Genomic DNA, 15,484 nt, shown 5'->3' on the forward strand with positions numbered 1-15,484 from the left:
GACAGGACACTTTCTGTTTATAAGAAAGTCTGTCCCCGTAAAGGTGGCTTACCAGGTTTGGGTGGCGACAAACTTGTCCAGCGCCGCTTTAAAGCTGGCGGCGATGTCGTTGTTGTAGTCGCCGGTGTCGTCAACCTGCTTCATCAGCTCTGCGTGCTCTGCTTTCATGTAAGAGAGCAGGGAAGCTTCGAAGTCGCCCACTTTGGCCACTTCCACTTCTTTCAGATAGCCTTCGTTAGCGGCGTACAGAACGATAGCGGTTTCAGCGATGGACAGAGGCGAAAATTGCTTCTGCTTCATCAACTCAACCACGCGCTGACCGTGCTCCAACTGGGCGCGGGTAGCGTCGTCCAGGTCGGAGGCAAACTGGGAGAACGCCGCCAGTTCGCGGTACTGAGCCAGAGCCAGACGAATACCACCACCGAGCTTCTTGATCACTTTGGTCTGCGCAGCACCACCTACCCGGGATACGGAGATACCGGCGTTGATCGCAGGGCGAATACCGGCGTTGAACATGTCCGCTTCCAGGAAGATCTGACCATCGGTAATGGAAATCACGTTGGTGGGTACGAACGCAGATACGTCACCGGCCTGGGTTTCAATGATCGGCAGGGCGGTCAAAGAACCGGTTTTGCCTTTCACTTCACCGTTGGTGAACTTCTCAACGTAGTCGGCGTTAACGCGGGCAGCGCGTTCTAGCAGACGGCTGTGCAGGTAGAATACGTCACCGGGGTAGGCTTCACGGCCTGGCGGACGACGCAGCAACAAGGAAATCTGGCGATAGCCCCAAGCTTGCTTGGTGAGGTCATCGTAAATAATCAAGGCATCTTCGCCACGATCACGATAGTACTCACCCATGGCACAACCGGCGTAAGGCGCCAGGAATTGCATGGAGGCGGGGTCAGCAGCACCGGCGGCAACCACAATAGTGTGGTCCATGGCGCCGTGCTCTTCCAGCTTGCGCACCACGTTGGCGATGGTGGACTGCTTCTGGCCAACCGCAACGTAGATACACTTAATGCCGGTGTTCTTCTGGTTGATGATGGTGTCGATGGCGATGGCGGACTTACCCACCTGACGGTCACCAATAATCAACTCACGCTGACCACGACCGATGGGGATCATGGAGTCAACGGACTTCAAACCGGTTTGCAGAGGCTGGTCAACGGACTGACGGTCAATTACACCGGGAGCGATGCGCTCAACCGGAGAGGTAACCGCGGCTTCAACCGGGCCTTTGCCATCAATGGGCGTACCCAGGGCATCAACCACACGGCCTTCCAGCTCTGGGCCAACCGGCACTTCCAGAATACGGCTGGTGCACTTGGCTTTCTGGCCTTCGGCCAGACCCAGGTAGTCACCCAACACAACCGCACCCACGGAGTCACGCTCCAGGTTGAGGGCCATGCCGTAGCTGCCGTTTTCAAATTCGATCATCTCGCCGTACATCACATCGGCGAGGCCGTGGATGCGAACGATACCGTCGGAGACGGATACAATGGTGCCCTCATTCTGGGCTTCAGTGGCAACATCCAGGCTTTCAATGCGCTGTTTGATGATGTCGCTGATTTCAGATGGATTCAGTTGCTGCATGTGCAGTTCCTCGATCTCAGGAATTTAACGCTTCGGCGAGCTTCGCCAGACGACCGCGAACGGAGCCGTCGAGCACGGTATCTCCGGCACGGATCACCGCACCGCCCAACAGGCTTTTGTCCACTTCCACCTGCAGGGTAACGTCGTGACCCAGGCGTGATTTCAGTGCCGCTGCCAGTTTGTCTTGCTGTTCCGAGCTGACCTCACCGGCGGAGGTGACTTCCACCGCCAGATTTTTCTCCAGGCCCGCTTTCAACACCTCAAACTGGCGGCTAACTTCCGCTAGCAGGGGCAGACGGCGATTGGCTGACAGAGTGTGAACAAAATTGCGGCCGCTCTTATCGAGGGCATCGCCACAAATATCGATCACGGTCTCAGCCTGCTGCGCCGCGGTGTGAGTGGGGGAGGCCAACAGGCGCTCCACCGCATCGTGCTGGGATACCGCAACGGCGGTAGTCAGCATTTTCGACCAGTCTTGCAGTGCGCCGGCATCAGCCGCGTGTTTAAACGCCGCTTTTGCGTAGGGCCGTGCCAGAGTGCTCAGTTCAGCCATTTCAAACCTCGTTTACAGCTGCGCTGCCAGTTTGTCGAGCATGTCGCGGTTGGCGTTCTCGTCGATCTGGGTTTCGAGAATTTTCTCAGCACCCTGAACGGCAAGCGCGGCCACTTTGCTGCGCAGCTCCTCTTTGGCGCGGTTCAGTTCCTGATCGATCTCGGCTTGAGCAGCGGCTTTCAGGCGGTTGCCCTCAGCGATGGCCTGCTCTTTGGCCTCGTCTACGATCTGGTTAGCCCGCTTGTTGGCCTGTTCGATGATGCCCGCCGCTTCTTGCTTGGCTTCTTTCATCTGGTCGGCCGCCTTGTTTTGCGCCAGTTCCAGATCGCGACTGGCGCGGTCAGCCGCTTCCAGTCCTTCTTCGATCTTTTTCTTGCGCTCTTCCAAGGCATTGATGATTGCTGGCCACACAGTCTTCATGCAGAACCACACAAAGATTGCGAAGACTGCCATTTGACCGAACAGCGTAAGGTTAATATTCACGCCAGTGTCCTCAAGTTACCTAAAGAAATTCGTTGTATTGCTGTTAACAGGGCGGCTAATTAAGCGCCAACGCCAGGAGCAACAACGAAGATCAGGTACATGGCGATACCAACACCGATAATGGGGATGGCGTCGATCAGGCCGGCCAACAGGAACATCTTGCCTTGCAGCATGGGGCCCAGCTCAGGCTGACGAGCAGTACCTTCGATCAGTTTACCGCCCAGCAGACCCATACCAACGGCCGCACCCAATGCGCCCAGACCCAGCATAATTGCCGCTGCGATGATGACGAGTTCCATTTGTTTCTCCTATTAAGAGGTTTAGATGAAAGTAAAAATTAAAGGTAAATCAAAAAATCAGTGATCTTCATGCGCCATGCTGAGGTAAACCACCGTCAGCACAGTGAAGATAAACGCTTGCAGTGTAATCACCAGGATGTGGAATACCGCCCAGCCCCACTGCATAAATCCACCACTGACAAAGCTCAAACCGCCGGCGAGGGCCAGTTGAACAATCAGCAGTAAAATGGTTTTCCCGGTGGCCAACTTGCCTTTCATGTTCAGCCAACAGGTAAAAATCACCACCGCCAGCACAATCAGCCAGTACACCAAGTTAAAGGTTTCGCCAAACAGGCTCTGGAAGCCGCCACCAATAGCACCAGCACCGAAGGCGGCGCCAAACATAACGGCAATCAGAATAAAGATCATTTCACCGGCGTACATATTGCCGAACAGTCGCAGGCCGAGCGAGAACGGCTTAGCCAACAGGCCCACCACTTCCATAAAGATGTTGATCGGCAGGAAGATGGTGAAGTCCAGGTACCACTTGCCAGAGTGGAACGGATTCATGGTCAATTCTTTGAGGAAGCCCCAACCCTTGATCTTGATGGAGTAGAACAGCATCAATACGAACACACCGAGGGCCATACCCAAAGTGATGTTGGGGTCGGTAGACGGAACAATTTTCTGGTAGTGAACCCCGAGCATGGTCAGCAGGTGAGGCACCAAATCCACCGGAACCAAATCCATCAGGTTCATCAGAAAGACCCAGACAAAGGTGGTCAGGGCCAGTGGCGCAACCAGCTTGTTGCGACCGTGGAAGGTGTCTTTTACCAAGCCTTCAATAAACTCAACACACCATTCCACCGCGTTTTGCAAACCGCCGGGAATGCCGGTGGTCGCCTGTTTGGCAGCGGCGCGGAAAATTCCCAGGAAAATAACACCCAAGCCGATAGACCAGAGAATGGAGTCCAGGTGAATAGCGGTAAAGCCCATGGCCTGTACATCGGCCGCGCTGTGAGCAATGCTCCAACCGTGCTCCGGATGGTTGCCGTAAACCAGGTTGGTCAAGTGGTGCTGAATGTACTCTACGGTGGTCGGGTTTTCGCCTGCCATCAATTTTCTCGCAAATCTTCGCGTTAAAAACGAACTGTTTAACGTGCCCTGTTGAGTATTTTTGTGGCACTCAACAACTGCACAAGAATCATCACACCAAAGGAAACAAACAGCGTTACAGGTTCTACCCAGCGGGCCATGCGAAATACTATGGCAAACATCGCTGTGGTTAACAGAATCTTCCCGCTTTCCCCTCGATACATCGCATTAACGATATTCCGCACCTGACGGGCGCCGGTATATCGATAGGCCTGACGTGTAAACCAGGCCTGCGGGATTATCTGAATCAATCCCCCCACGGCAGCGGATGCTGCCAGCTCCCAACTGATTGGCAACAGGGCCAAAGACAGAAGAAGCAAAACCAACAGCTGGATCAAGGCGACCTGATGTACCGGCGGGGGCGCAATCTTGGCCATTGCTGCCAGCTCCTGTCAGCCTTTCTCTCGCTCTTCAAGCATTATCACCCGAAGCGCTACAAACCCCAGACAGACTAGTCTGGGCGGCGCAATTATAGGTAGTTCAACTCGCTTATTCAACTTGCCAACGGTGGGTTTCTCCACCAATGGCTACCCAATTAAGGGATATTCATTTGATGTGGGCCAGAATGCCATCCAGCTCATCAAGGCTGTTGTACTTGAACACCAGCTTGCCTTTGCCTTTGGCACTGTGTTGCACCATCACCGGCACGCCCACTTGTTCCGACAGCTGATCTTGCAGGCGCACAATATCCGGGCTGAGGGCGCGAGATTCTTTTTGCGCCGTGCCCTGCTCCTGCAGGCGGCGCACCAATGCCTCCGCCTGGCGCACGGTCATGCCTTTGGCCACCACAGAGCGCGCCGCTTCAATTTGCTGGCCACTTTTCAGGCCCAGCAAAGCGCGGGCGTGGCCCATTTCCAGGTCGCCGTGTTCCAGCAGGCGGCGCACCTCCTCTTCCAGAGTCATCAGGCGCATCAAATTGGTGACCGCAGTGCGGGATTTGCCCACGGCAGTGGCCACCTCCTGCTGGGTGAGTTCAAACTCGTTCTGCAGGCGGATCAGCGCCTGGGCCTCTTCAATGGCGTTGAGGTCTTCCCGCTGGATGTTCTCGATCAACGCCATGGCGATGGCGGTTTCGTCCGGCACGTCTTTGATCAGGGTGGGGACTTCCGCCAGCTCCGCCATTTGCGCAGCGCGCCAGCGGCGCTCACCGGCAATAATCTCGTAACGGTTGTCGCCGATAGGGCGCACCACAATCGGCTGCATAATGCCCTGAGCGCGAATGGAGTTGGCCAATTCTTCCAGCGCCTCCGGGTGCATATCCCGGCGCGGTTGGTATTTGCCCCGCTGCAGGAACTCCACCGGCAACTGGCGCAGCTGGTCACCACTGGCGGGAACCGCAATATTCACCCCTACATTGGGCTGTTCAACAACGGTTTGTGCAATTTCCGGGCTGAGCAGGGCGTCGAGGCCGCGGCCGAGTTTGCGTTTTACCATGACCTTTTCCCCTTATGCGCTCATGGCCTGGCGGGCTTCAGCCCGGTGGCGATTGATGATTTCCCCGGCCAAACCGATGTAGGCCAGCGAGCCTTTGGAGTGCTTGTCGTAAACAATAGCGGGCTCGCCGTAACTGGGGGCCTCTGCCAAACGCACATTGCGGGGAATGTATACCCGGTACACCTTGTCGCCAAAGTGTTTGCGCAACTGCGTAGTGACTTCGTTGGTGAGGCTGTTGCGGGGGTCGTACATGGTGCGCAGGATGCCTTCGATCTTCAGGTGCGGGTTGATCACTTTGTTGATCTGCTGGATGGTTTCCATCAGCGCCGACAACCCTTCCAGGGCGTAGTACTCGCACTGCATGGGGATAATTACCCCGTGGCTGGCGGTGAGCGCATTGATGGTGAGCATACTCAGCGCCGGTGGACAGTCGACAATGATGTAATCGTAGCGGTCGCGCACCCGGGACAACGCGTAAAACAAGCGGCTCTCTTTGTTGGCCACGTTAAGAAGCTCCACCTCGGCGGCGGTGAGATCCGAGTTGGCAGGCAACACATCGAAATTGCCGGATTCACAGCGGCAAATCACCCGGTTGATATCCGCTTCACCGGTGAGCACATCCAGCACAGTTTCTTCCAGGGCGTTTTTATCGATGCCCGAGCCCATGGTGGCATTGCCCTGAGCGTCCATATCCACCATCAACACCCGCCGGCCAAAGCTGGCCAGGGAGGCAGACAAATTAACGCTGGTGGTGGTTTTTCCGACACCGCCTTTCTGGTTGACGATGGCTAATGTGCGACTCACGCGCTATTCCTCGGTGTGAGAGATTTCAATCAGATGGCGCTCGGCGTCGACACCGGGCACCTGCAGTTGATGAGAGGCAACGACCTTATAGTGTTTTGCCAGGGCACTCAACTCATCTGTTGGCAGTTTGCCCTTCATGGCGTAAAAGCGACCATTTTCTGATGCCAGGTGATGACACTTTTCCAACATATCCGGCACGCTGGTAAAGGCGCGACTAAGCACCCCGCAGTAACCGCCGGAACGACCCTGAAACTGCTCCACGCGAATCTGTTGCTCGGTCACATTATCCAGCTTCAATTTGAGGCAGGTCTGGAACACAAAGCGCATTTTCTTGCCATTGCTGTCGATCAGCTGAAAGGTTTTTTCCGGAAACACAATGGCCAGGGGAATGCCGGGAATACCCGGGCCAGTGCCCACATCGACAAAATGCTGCCCCTGCAACAATGGCATCACCGCCAAACTGTCGAGTATATGGAGGTGCAGCATCTGCTCCGGATCGCGGATGGCTGTGAGGTTGTAAGCTTTGTTCCAGCGATGAAGTTCGTCCAGATAAGCGAGCAGCAACCCGATTTGTTGGTCGTTTAGCTCAAGACCCAGCTCAGCGATGCCAGTGCGGAGTTGTTGTTCGAGTGTAATCATTTCATATCCCCCGTCATTGCGAGGAGCGTAGCGACGCGGCAATCTCGACCAGTGTGGCAGTGGCTTGCTGGAGATTGCTTCGCTGCGCTCGCAATGACAGGTAAGTTGTTAGGCACTACGCCGCTTGGCGCTGTGCTTCTTCAGGTAAACCAACAACAGCGAAGCCGCCGCCGGAGTCACACCGGGAATGCGAACCGCCCGCCCCAGTGTTTGCGGTTTGGCTTCACTGAGCTTTTGTTTCACTTCGTTGGAAAGCCCTTTTACCCCGTCGTAATCAAAGTCGGCGGGGATAGCCGTATTTTCCTGGGCTTTGAGGCGGTCGATATCTTCTTGCTGGCGATCGATATAACCGGCGTATTTGGCGTCGATTTCCACTTGCTCTGCCACCGCTTCTGGAATTTCCCGATCCAGGTCCAGGGCAGCGATATCGGCGTAGCTCATTTCCGGGCGCTTGACCAAATCGTGCAGGTTGTACTCACGGCTGATGGGGCTGCTGAGTGTGTCTTTCAGCTGTTCCGCTTCCGCAGAACCGGGTTGCACCCAGGTGCTTTTCAGGCGCTCCTGCTCGGCGGCAATGGCGTCGCGCTTTTCGTTAAAGTGCAGCCAGCGATTATCGTCCACCAAGCCCAGTTCACGACCTTTTTCCGTCAGGCGCAAATCGGCGTTGTCTTCCCGCAGCAACAGGCGGTATTCCGCGCGACTGGTAAACATGCGGTAGGGTTCGCTGGTGCCCAGGGTAATCAGGTCATCCACCAGTACGCCGATATAGGCTTCATCGCGACGGGGGCACCAGGGGTCTTTGCCCTGCACGGCCAGTGCCGCATTGGTGCCTGCCAGCAAGCCTTGAGCAGCGGCTTCTTCGTAACCGGTGGTGCCATTGATCTGACCCGCGAAGTACAAGCCGTCGACAAACTTGCTTTCCAGAGAGTAGTTGAGGTCTCTGGGGTCAAAAAAGTCGTACTCAATGGCGTAGCCCGGCCGGGTGATATGGGCATTTTCAAAGCCGCGAATGGAGCGCACCAGTTCCAGCTGCACATCAAACGGCAGGCTGGTAGAGATGCCATTGGGGTACAGCTCGTGGGTATTCAGGCCCTCCGGCTCCACAAACACCTGATGGCTATCCTTATCCGCAAAGCGAACAATTTTGTCTTCGATAGAGGGGCAATAACGCGGCCCCACCCCTTCGATCACGCCGCTGTACATGGGGGAGCGATCCAGACCACTGTGAATAATCTGATGGGTGGTTTCGTTGGTGTGGGTGATGTAACAGCACACCTGTTGCGGATGCTGTTCGCGACTGCCCAGGTAAGACATCACCGGTAAGGGCTGGTCTCCCCACTGTTCCTGCATCACCGAAAAATCCACACTGCGGGCATCGATACGCGGCGGGGTGCCGGTTTTTAAACGCTCCACTCGCAGGGGCAGTTCCCGTAAACGCTGAGCCAGGGAAACCGAAGGCGGATCGCCAGCGCGGCCACCGGAATAGTTCTGCAACCCCACATGAATCTGGCCGCCAAGGAACGTGCCGGCGGTCAGCACCACGGTTTTTCCGTAAAACGACAGCCCCATTTGGGTTTTGGCGCCCACCACCCGGTCGCCGTCCAAAATCAGGTCGTCCACTGCTTGCTGGAAGATCGACAGGTTGGGCTGGTTTTCCAGAATCTCGCGAATTGCTGCTTTGTACAGCGCCCGATCCGCCTGGGCGCGGGTAGCACGCACCGCTGGCCCCTTGCGAGCATTGAGTACCCGAAACTGGATACCCCCCAAATCGGTGGCAGTGGCCATGGCACCACCCAGGGCATCCACCTCTTTCACCAGATGGCTTTTGCCAATGCCACCAATGGCGGGATTGCAGGACATCTGCCCCAAGGTTTCGATATTGTGGCTTAACAGCAAGGTACGGCAGCCCATACGAGCCGCCGCCAGGCAGGCCTCGGTACCCGCGTGGCCGCCACCAACCACGATGACATCGAACTTGTCCGGATACTGCATGGAGCAATCACCACTGTTAAAAGGGGTGGCAATTATACGGAACTTTTGTTTTTTTAGTTAAATAAGCTGAATAACGTATTTTTTATATAGGTATGTAGAAAGGTTTTTATGTTAGTAGTTATTATTTAAGCCAAGAAATTCTGTTAATAACTCATTTTTTTTATTTTATATCAAATAGTTATCCCTATTAAAAGGCTGCGGATAAGGCCCCAAAAAGCCAGGGAAAAGCCCCTGTAAGGTTGTGGACGGATAGGGGGGTTATGCACAGGGGAACAAAAAACGTCTTTTTATCCACATTTATCCACAGTTCTACCCCCAGCTTTCGCCCGTGGTTTTACCGGCTACTATCGACAGCTTATTCACAACCTGCCCTATATAAATGAATAAAGAGACCCTACCTACAGGTTGAGTAAAATTTCATTTGCCACACTCAGTGGTTTTGTTTAGAATCCCCGGCCCTTTGAGGTCAACTGCCTCGTAGAATTACTTTGCAAAGCTGTTTTACAACGGCTGTTTTATAACGGTATTAGTCATGAAAAGAACATTCCAGCCCAGCGTTATCAAGCGCAAGCGTACTCACGGCTTCCGCGCCCGCATGGCCACCAAGAACGGCCGTTTGGTAATCAATCGTCGTCGCGCCAAGGGTCGTAAGCGTCTGGCTGCTTAATTCAGCTGCAGACAGCTACTGTCAGGGCGGCAGTGTGCCCGAGCCAACCCAGGTTAATCAGTCTGGCAGCGATTTCAGCCGGTCGAAACGATTACTGAATGGGGTCCAGTTTCAGCGTGTCTTCGATGGCGCTGAATTCAAGGTTGGCCACTCGCACTTGCTGCTACTGGCCACTCCAAACTCTCTTGACCACCCTCGCCTGGGATTGGTCGTTGCCAAAAAAAACGTTCGCCACGCCGTTGACCGCAACAAAGTCAAACGGGTCGCTCGCGAGTGCTTTCGCCACAGTCAACGATTGTTGGGTTCACTGGATATTATTGTGTTAGCCCGACGTGGCATCGGTGAACTGGATAACCGCCAGCTGCATAAACTGTTTGAAGGTTCTTTTAAACGCCTGTCTAAAAAGGCAATGGGAGCGAAGCAGTGATAAACAAGCTGCTTACAGGGCCTATTCGTGGTTACCGGCGCTTTATCAGCCCACTGCTGGGCAGCAACTGTCGTTTTCACCCCAGTTGCTCGGAGTATGCCCTTTGCGCCATTGAGCGCCACGGATCCCTAAAAGGGCTTTATCTATCGGGGCGACGCCTTATAAAATGCCACCCTTTTCACGAAGGTGGTTACGACCCGGTTCCCGGTGACGATAAAAAAGCTTCCACTTCCCCAAAACCCGAATTGACTGATACTGAGAATTAAAGATGGATTGGCAACGCACCTTACTGTTGGGCGGCATAGGCATAGTTGTGGTTATGTTGTTTCAGGAGTGGAACAAGTTTGAGCAACAACACAAGCCAGTGGAAGATACTCGGACCATTGTTGAGACGGTGACGCCAACAGAGACGCCGGATGTACCCAGTGATCAGCCTCCAGCCTCGCAGGACGATGTGCCTTCAGTGGCCACTGAGCAGCCCCAGGTAACGGCCCAAAACACAGATCACCAGCTTATTGCGGTGAATACTGATGTCTTGCAAATGTTGATTAACCCTCGTGGTGGCGACATTGTTAAGGTGGCTCTGCCCGAGTACCTCAAGCAGCTGGATTCCGAAGAACCCTACATTCTGCTCAACAACACCAATAGCCACACCTACATTGCCCAGAGTGGCCTGGTGGGCAAAAACGGTACCGATAAGAGCGGTGGTATTCGCCCGCTGTTTAGCAGTTCATCCAGCCGCTACGATATCAGCGGCGATGAGTTGGTGGTGGACCTCAACTACCAGCAGGGCGAAGTGGCAATTACCAAGCGATTTACGTTCCGCCGCGGCGACTACCTGGTGGACATCGACTATCTGGTTGATAACCGCAGTGCAGAGCAATGGCAGGCAAATATCTACGCTCAGATAAAGCGTGACGCCAGCAAGCCAGACAGTGACGCGGGTTTTGGTATGCAGCCCTATGTGGGCGCGGCGATCACCACCCCGGAGGAAAACTACGTCAAACTCTCTTTCGAGGATATTCGAGAAAAGCGCTTTGACGAAACTTATACCGGTGGCTGGGTTGCTATGCTGCAGCACTACTTTATGAGTGCCTGGGTACCGCAGCAGGATGACAACAACAACTACAAACTGCGTCAGCTGAGTAATGGGGATTACTCTCTGGGCTATGTAGGCCCAAGCCAATCGGTGGCGGCTGGACAAAACGGTGTTTTAAAAACCCGCTTCTATGCAGGCCCCAAAGACATTAAACAGCTGGAAAGCATTCACCAACATCTGGACCTGACCATCGATTACGGTTGGGCCTGGTGGATATCCAAGCCGCTGTTCTGGCTGTTGGACTTCCTGCACAACTTTGTCGGCAACTGGGGTTGGGCGATTCTGCTGTTGACCCTGTGTGTGCGTATTCCCATGTATCCGTTGTTTGCCAAGAGTGCCCGTTCGATGGCGGGGATGCGCAAGATCCAGCCGGAGATGCAGCGCCTGAAAGAGCTCTACGGCGACGACCGTCAAAAGATGTCCCAGGAAATGATGGGCTTGTACAAAAAGCACGGCGTCAACCCCATGGGCGGCTGCCTGCCGATGCTGTTGCCCATGCCGATTTTCCTCGGCCTGTACTACATGCTGTTTGAAAGTGTGGAACTGCGCCACGCGGACTGGCTGTGGGTGGCCGACCTGTCGGTAAAAGACCCGCTGTTTATCCTGCCGCTGATTATGGGCCTGACCATGTGGATTCAGCAAAAACTCAACCCACAGCCCGCAGAAGCCAGCATGGCCACTGCCATGAAAATCATGCCGATCATGTTTACCTTTATGTTTATGTGGTTCCCGGCTGGCCTGGTGCTGTACTGGACCGTGAATAACGTGTTCTCTATTGCCCAAAGTTGGTTTGTGAATAAAAAACTCGGTGTTTAAATAAAGCAGTGAGTGAAAGGGCGGCGTTAGCCGCCCTTTTTGTTTGTGCTCTTAGTATTATGCTCACTGCTTTTCCGTGGGCCGTCATACTTTTAAAATGCTTTGCCATGACTGATCAAAACCCTATGACCACTATCGACACGGACACCATTGCCGCTATTGCTACCGCCTCAGGTCGCGGCGGGGTCGGGATTATTCGTATCAGTGGGCCGCGCACCCGGGAAGTTGCCGAACAGGTAATTGGCAAGGTGCCCCAACAAAGGTTGGCCAGCTTTGCCCGTTTTAAAAATGCGTCGGGAGATCCTATTGATGAAGGTGTGGCACTGTTCTTCCCAGGACCCAATTCCTTTACCGGTGAAGATGTGTTGGAGTTACAGGGCCACGGCGGCCCGGTGATTCTGGACACCTTGTTGAATACGCTCACCGAGCTGGGTGTTCGCCTGGCGAGACCGGGGGAGTTTTCCGAGCGCGCCTTCCTCAATGACAAACTGGATCTGGCCCAGGCGGAAGCCATTGCCGATTTGATCGATGCCTCTTCCGAACAAGCGGCCCGCTGTGCGTTGCGTTCCCTGCAAGGAGAGTTTTCGCAACAGGTTCACGCCCTTGTTGAAGGCTTGATCCAATTGCGCATTTATGTGGAAGCGGCGATCGACTTCCCGGAAGAAGAAATCGATTTTCTGGCCGACTCCAAGGTAGGCCAGGACTTGCAATCATTACTGGATCATTTGGCAGCTATTTTTACCCAGGCTCAACAGGGGGCATTGATTCAGGAAGGCATGACCGTGGTGATTGCCGGTAAACCCAACGCCGGTAAATCCAGCTTGCTGAATGCTCTGTCCGGAAAAGACAGCGCCATTGTTACCGATATTGAAGGTACTACTCGCGATGTTCTCCGTGAGCGTATTCATATCGACGGTATGCCATTGCATATTATCGACACCGCCGGTTTGCGGGACAGCGAAGACGCGGTGGAACAGGAGGGCATCCGCCGCGCCTGGAAAGAAATCGATAGCGCCGACCGCATTCTGTTTGTTATCGACAGCAGCAAAGATTACTCGCTGGATGCCCGGGCCAATTGGCCGGAGTACTTTGCTCGCCATCCAGAGCGGGACAACATTACCTTTGTGCTCAACAAGGTGGATGTTTCCGGTATTGGCACGGAAACCAGTGAGGATCAGGGCCACCCGGTGATTCGCTTGTCCGCCCGTCAAGCCCTGGGTATTGATACCCTCACCGACCACCTCAAACAGTGCATGGGGTTTGCGGGAGTAGGCGAGGGCAGTTTTACCGCTCGCCGTCGCCATATTGTGGCACTGGAAAAAGCCCGGGAATTTATGCTCAATGGCCAGCAACAATTGAATCAGGCGGCTGCTGGTGAACTGTTGGCGGAAGACTTACGTCAGGCTCAGCAGGCGTTGGGGGAAATTACCGGTACCTTCACCAGCGACGATTTGCTGGGGCGGATTTTCAGCAGCTTTTGTATTGGTAAGTAGATGCTTTGCACCGCTCAGACCCTCAAAACAGAGGGTGGATTTTTATGACTGGCCGATACTGGCAAGTCAAAAAAATACCAGGTATGTAACTGCTAACCTGCACAGCTTTAAATTGCGTTTTTTCGACAGATAATCCCCATAAAAAACACAGCTTATCCACAGGATTTTTATTTTTCTGGTTGTTTTTTGTTCAATATAAATCCGTTTTTCTGTGAATAGTTTTACGCTGTTAAAAATCAATAGTTGTTTGATTTTTAATAAAAAAAAGTCTTTTTCGTTGCATTGTAAAAATAAATTTGTGGTGTGGATAACAGGCGAAACAGGCGTTAGACTGGCTGACCTAAAAATGAGGTTGGGGATAACTGGCTGTCGGCAGCTCGCTGACTTTGTCAGATTCTAAAGCTGTCAGGCTCTAAAACTGCCAGGTTCTAAAAATAGTCTCAACAGAAACAATAAACACAGAATATAAGGGGGAGCGGCATTGGCCCAGGTTCTTTGGGATAAATGTCAGAATTATCTTCGTGACGAATTGCCCGATCAGCAATTCAACACTTGGATTCGACCACTGCAGGTGGATGCCACCGCCTGCCCGAAAACCGCAGATACCATTCGCCTGGTAGCGCCCAATCGCTTTGTCCAAGATTGGGTTTCGGACAAATTTTTACATCGCATTCGTCAGTTGCTTCAGGAAGTGGGTGAACACAATTACCAGGTAGTGGTTGAGTCTCGCAGCTTGCAGGCCCCGGCTTTTGTGCATACGCCCCAGCAGCAACCGGTGAATAACAAACCACTGGACAACGACGGCAGCCAAACTGCTGATACCTTGGCAGAACCCAGTGCTGGAAATACGGTTTTGGCCCCTGAGTCAAAGCTACAAAAGCCAGTGTTGCAAAAACCAGTAGTGCAAAACGACAGTGCCGATATTGATGATGTTGAGGTAGAAGGCGGCCTGCGCCACAAGAGCAACCTCAATGGGACTTTCCGGTTTAACTCATTTGTCGAGGGTAAGTCCAACCAGCTGGCTTTAGCGGCGGCTCGCCAGGTGGCGGAAAACCCCGGTGGCTCTTACAACCCGCTGTTTATCTATGGCGGTGTTGGCCTGGGTAAAACTCACTTGATGCACGCGGTGGGCAACGCCCTGCGTCAGCAAAAACCCAACGCCAAAGTGGTGTATCTTCATTCTGAGCGCTTTGTGGCCGATATGGTGAAAGCGCTGCAGCTGAATGCCATTAACGACTTTAAACGCTTCTATCGTTCCGTAGACGCTTTGCTGATTGATGATATTCAGTTTTTTGCCGGTAAGGAGCGCTCCCAAGAAGAGTTTTTTCACACCTTTAATGCCTTGCTTGAAGGTGGGCAGCAGATGATTCTCACCTGTGATCGCTACCCCAAAGAAATCGACCAGATGGAGGAGCGCCTCAAGTCTCGCTTTGGCTGGGGATTAACCGTCGCGGTTGAGCCACCGGAACTGGAAACCCGGGTGGCGATTCTGATGAAAAAGGCCGATCAGGCAAAGATGAATCTGTCTTCCGAAGCTGCCTTTTTCCTCGCCCAGCGGGTTCGCTCCAATGTGCGTGAGCTAGAAGGTGCGCTTAAGAGAGTGATAGCAAGTGCTCACTTCACCGGTAGGCCAATCGATATTGATTTGATTCGGGAATCCCTGAAAGACCTGTTGGCCCTGCAAGACAAGTTGGTGACTATCGACAACATCCAGCGGGTCGTGGCTGAATACTACAAGCTGAAAATGTCGGACCTTTTGTCCAAGCGCCGCAGTCGTTCAGTGGCCCGTCCGCGACAGGTGGCGATGGCCTTGGCCAAGGAACTGACCAACCACAGTTTGCCGGAAATTGGTGAAGCCTTTAATGGTCGCGATCACACCACAGTGCTTCACGCCTGCCGGAAAATCAAAGAACTTCAGGAAACTGACCGCGACATGAGTGAAGATATGAAACATCTGCTGCGCCTGTTGACCACTTGATTTATTATTACGGGTCTGGCTGTTGCCTGCCTGGGTTGCGCAAGTCAGGTATTGGATAAAACTATAAATCTAC

General features: G+C 53.7%; 16 protein-coding genes. 6 read left to right on the top strand and 10 right to left on the bottom strand.

All coding sequences use genetic code 11. From position 1 onward, the window contains the following. Positions 1–48: 48 nt before the first annotated feature. From atpA to mnmG, 10 genes are all read right to left on the bottom strand, one after another. Complete coding sequence (atpA, locus tag KFE80_09460; GenBank protein ID UTW44620.1) at positions 49–1,593, bottom strand: F0F1 ATP synthase subunit alpha; 1,545 nt, start codon at positions 1,591–1,593, stop codon at positions 49–51. 16 nt (positions 1,594–1,609) lie between these two features. After that, positions 1,610–2,146 (bottom strand): F0F1 ATP synthase subunit delta, encoded by a 537-nt coding sequence (locus KFE80_09465; GenBank protein ID UTW44621.1) that lies wholly within the window; start codon positions 2,144–2,146, stop codon positions 1,610–1,612. A gap of 12 nt (positions 2,147–2,158) precedes the next feature. Next, on the bottom strand, positions 2,159–2,629 hold the full coding sequence (locus KFE80_09470; GenBank protein ID UTW44622.1) for a F0F1 ATP synthase subunit B: 471 nt from the start codon (positions 2,627–2,629) through the stop codon (positions 2,159–2,161). 59 nt (positions 2,630–2,688) lie between these two features. Continuing rightward, the gene (atpE, locus tag KFE80_09475; protein UTW44623.1) at positions 2,689–2,928 is read right to left on the bottom strand and encodes a F0F1 ATP synthase subunit C; all 240 of its coding nucleotides are present in this window, start codon (positions 2,926–2,928) and stop codon (positions 2,689–2,691) included. A 57-nt stretch (positions 2,929–2,985) separates the two neighbouring features. Further along, positions 2,986–4,023, bottom strand: coding sequence for a F0F1 ATP synthase subunit A (gene atpB / locus KFE80_09480; GenBank protein UTW44624.1), 1,038 nt, complete (start codon positions 4,021–4,023; stop codon positions 2,986–2,988). 38 nt (positions 4,024–4,061) lie between these two features. Beyond that, positions 4,062–4,439: an ATP synthase subunit I gene (locus KFE80_09485; GenBank protein ID UTW44625.1), complete on the bottom strand. Its 378-nt coding sequence runs from the start codon at positions 4,437–4,439 to the stop codon at positions 4,062–4,064. 169 nt (positions 4,440–4,608) lie between these two features. Then, complete coding sequence (locus KFE80_09490) at positions 4,609–5,496, bottom strand: ParB/RepB/Spo0J family partition protein (protein ID UTW44626.1); 888 nt, start codon at positions 5,494–5,496, stop codon at positions 4,609–4,611. A gap of 12 nt (positions 5,497–5,508) precedes the next feature. Then, on the bottom strand, positions 5,509–6,300 hold the full coding sequence (locus tag KFE80_09495; protein ID UTW44627.1) for a ParA family protein: 792 nt from the start codon (positions 6,298–6,300) through the stop codon (positions 5,509–5,511). Between the two features lie 3 nt (positions 6,301–6,303). Then, complete coding sequence (rsmG, locus tag KFE80_09500) at positions 6,304–6,939, bottom strand: 16S rRNA (guanine(527)-N(7))-methyltransferase RsmG (GenBank protein ID UTW44628.1); 636 nt, start codon at positions 6,937–6,939, stop codon at positions 6,304–6,306. A gap of 108 nt (positions 6,940–7,047) precedes the next feature. After that, positions 7,048–8,931 (bottom strand): tRNA uridine-5-carboxymethylaminomethyl(34) synthesis enzyme MnmG, encoded by a 1,884-nt coding sequence (mnmG, locus tag KFE80_09505; protein UTW44629.1) that lies wholly within the window; start codon positions 8,929–8,931, stop codon positions 7,048–7,050. 532 nt (positions 8,932–9,463) lie between these two features. Between mnmG and rpmH the strand changes: the two genes are divergently transcribed. From rpmH to dnaA, 6 genes are all read left to right on the top strand, one after another. Next, complete coding sequence (rpmH, locus tag KFE80_09510) at positions 9,464–9,598, top strand: 50S ribosomal protein L34 (GenBank protein UTW44630.1); 135 nt, start codon at positions 9,464–9,466, stop codon at positions 9,596–9,598. 34 nt (positions 9,599–9,632) lie between these two features. Beyond that, on the top strand, positions 9,633–10,025 hold the full coding sequence (rnpA, locus tag KFE80_09515) for a ribonuclease P protein component (protein UTW44631.1): 393 nt from the start codon (positions 9,633–9,635) through the stop codon (positions 10,023–10,025). After that, on the top strand, positions 10,025–10,291 hold the full coding sequence (gene yidD / locus KFE80_09520; GenBank protein ID UTW46687.1) for a membrane protein insertion efficiency factor YidD: 267 nt from the start codon (positions 10,025–10,027) through the stop codon (positions 10,289–10,291). The genes rnpA and yidD overlap by 1 nt, the downstream gene beginning before the upstream one ends. Before the next feature lie 2 nt (positions 10,292–10,293). Continuing rightward, positions 10,294–11,940: a membrane protein insertase YidC gene (gene yidC, locus KFE80_09525; GenBank protein ID UTW44632.1), complete on the top strand. Its 1,647-nt coding sequence runs from the start codon at positions 10,294–10,296 to the stop codon at positions 11,938–11,940. A gap of 107 nt (positions 11,941–12,047) precedes the next feature. Further along, positions 12,048–13,433 (top strand): tRNA uridine-5-carboxymethylaminomethyl(34) synthesis GTPase MnmE, encoded by a 1,386-nt coding sequence (gene mnmE / locus KFE80_09530; protein ID UTW44633.1) that lies wholly within the window; start codon positions 12,048–12,050, stop codon positions 13,431–13,433. A gap of 481 nt (positions 13,434–13,914) precedes the next feature. Further along, positions 13,915–15,411, top strand: coding sequence for a chromosomal replication initiator protein DnaA (dnaA, locus tag KFE80_09535; GenBank protein ID UTW44634.1), 1,497 nt, complete (start codon positions 13,915–13,917; stop codon positions 15,409–15,411). The last annotated feature ends 73 nt before the right edge of the window (positions 15,412–15,484 follow it).

The organism is bacterium SCSIO 12696, from assembly GCA_024397955.1.
Classification (GTDB): domain Bacteria; phylum Pseudomonadota; class Gammaproteobacteria; order Pseudomonadales; family Porticoccaceae; genus SCSIO-12696.

Coding starts and splice junctions, on each gene's coding strand:
- rsmG (UTW44628.1), bottom strand. CDS start 6,939: ATGATTACACTCGAACAACAACTCCGCACTGGCATCGCTGAGCTGGGT.
- atpB (UTW44624.1), bottom strand. CDS start 4,023: ATGGCAGGCGAAAACCCGACCACCGTAGAGTACATTCAGCACCACTTG.
- KFE80_09490 (UTW44626.1), bottom strand. CDS start 5,496: ATGGTAAAACGCAAACTCGGCCGCGGCCTCGACGCCCTGCTCAGCCCG.
- KFE80_09485 (UTW44625.1), bottom strand. CDS start 4,439: ATGGCCAAGATTGCGCCCCCGCCGGTACATCAGGTCGCCTTGATCCAG.
- KFE80_09465 (UTW44621.1), bottom strand. CDS start 2,146: ATGGCTGAACTGAGCACTCTGGCACGGCCCTACGCAAAAGCGGCGTTT.
- yidC (UTW44632.1), top strand. CDS start 10,294: ATGGATTGGCAACGCACCTTACTGTTGGGCGGCATAGGCATAGTTGTG.
- atpE (UTW44623.1), bottom strand. CDS start 2,928: ATGGAACTCGTCATCATCGCAGCGGCAATTATGCTGGGTCTGGGCGCA.
- mnmG (UTW44629.1), bottom strand. CDS start 8,931: ATGCAGTATCCGGACAAGTTCGATGTCATCGTGGTTGGTGGCGGCCAC.
- rpmH (UTW44630.1), top strand. CDS start 9,464: ATGAAAAGAACATTCCAGCCCAGCGTTATCAAGCGCAAGCGTACTCAC.
- atpA (UTW44620.1), bottom strand. CDS start 1,593: ATGCAGCAACTGAATCCATCTGAAATCAGCGACATCATCAAACAGCGC.
- mnmE (UTW44633.1), top strand. CDS start 12,048: ATGACTGATCAAAACCCTATGACCACTATCGACACGGACACCATTGCC.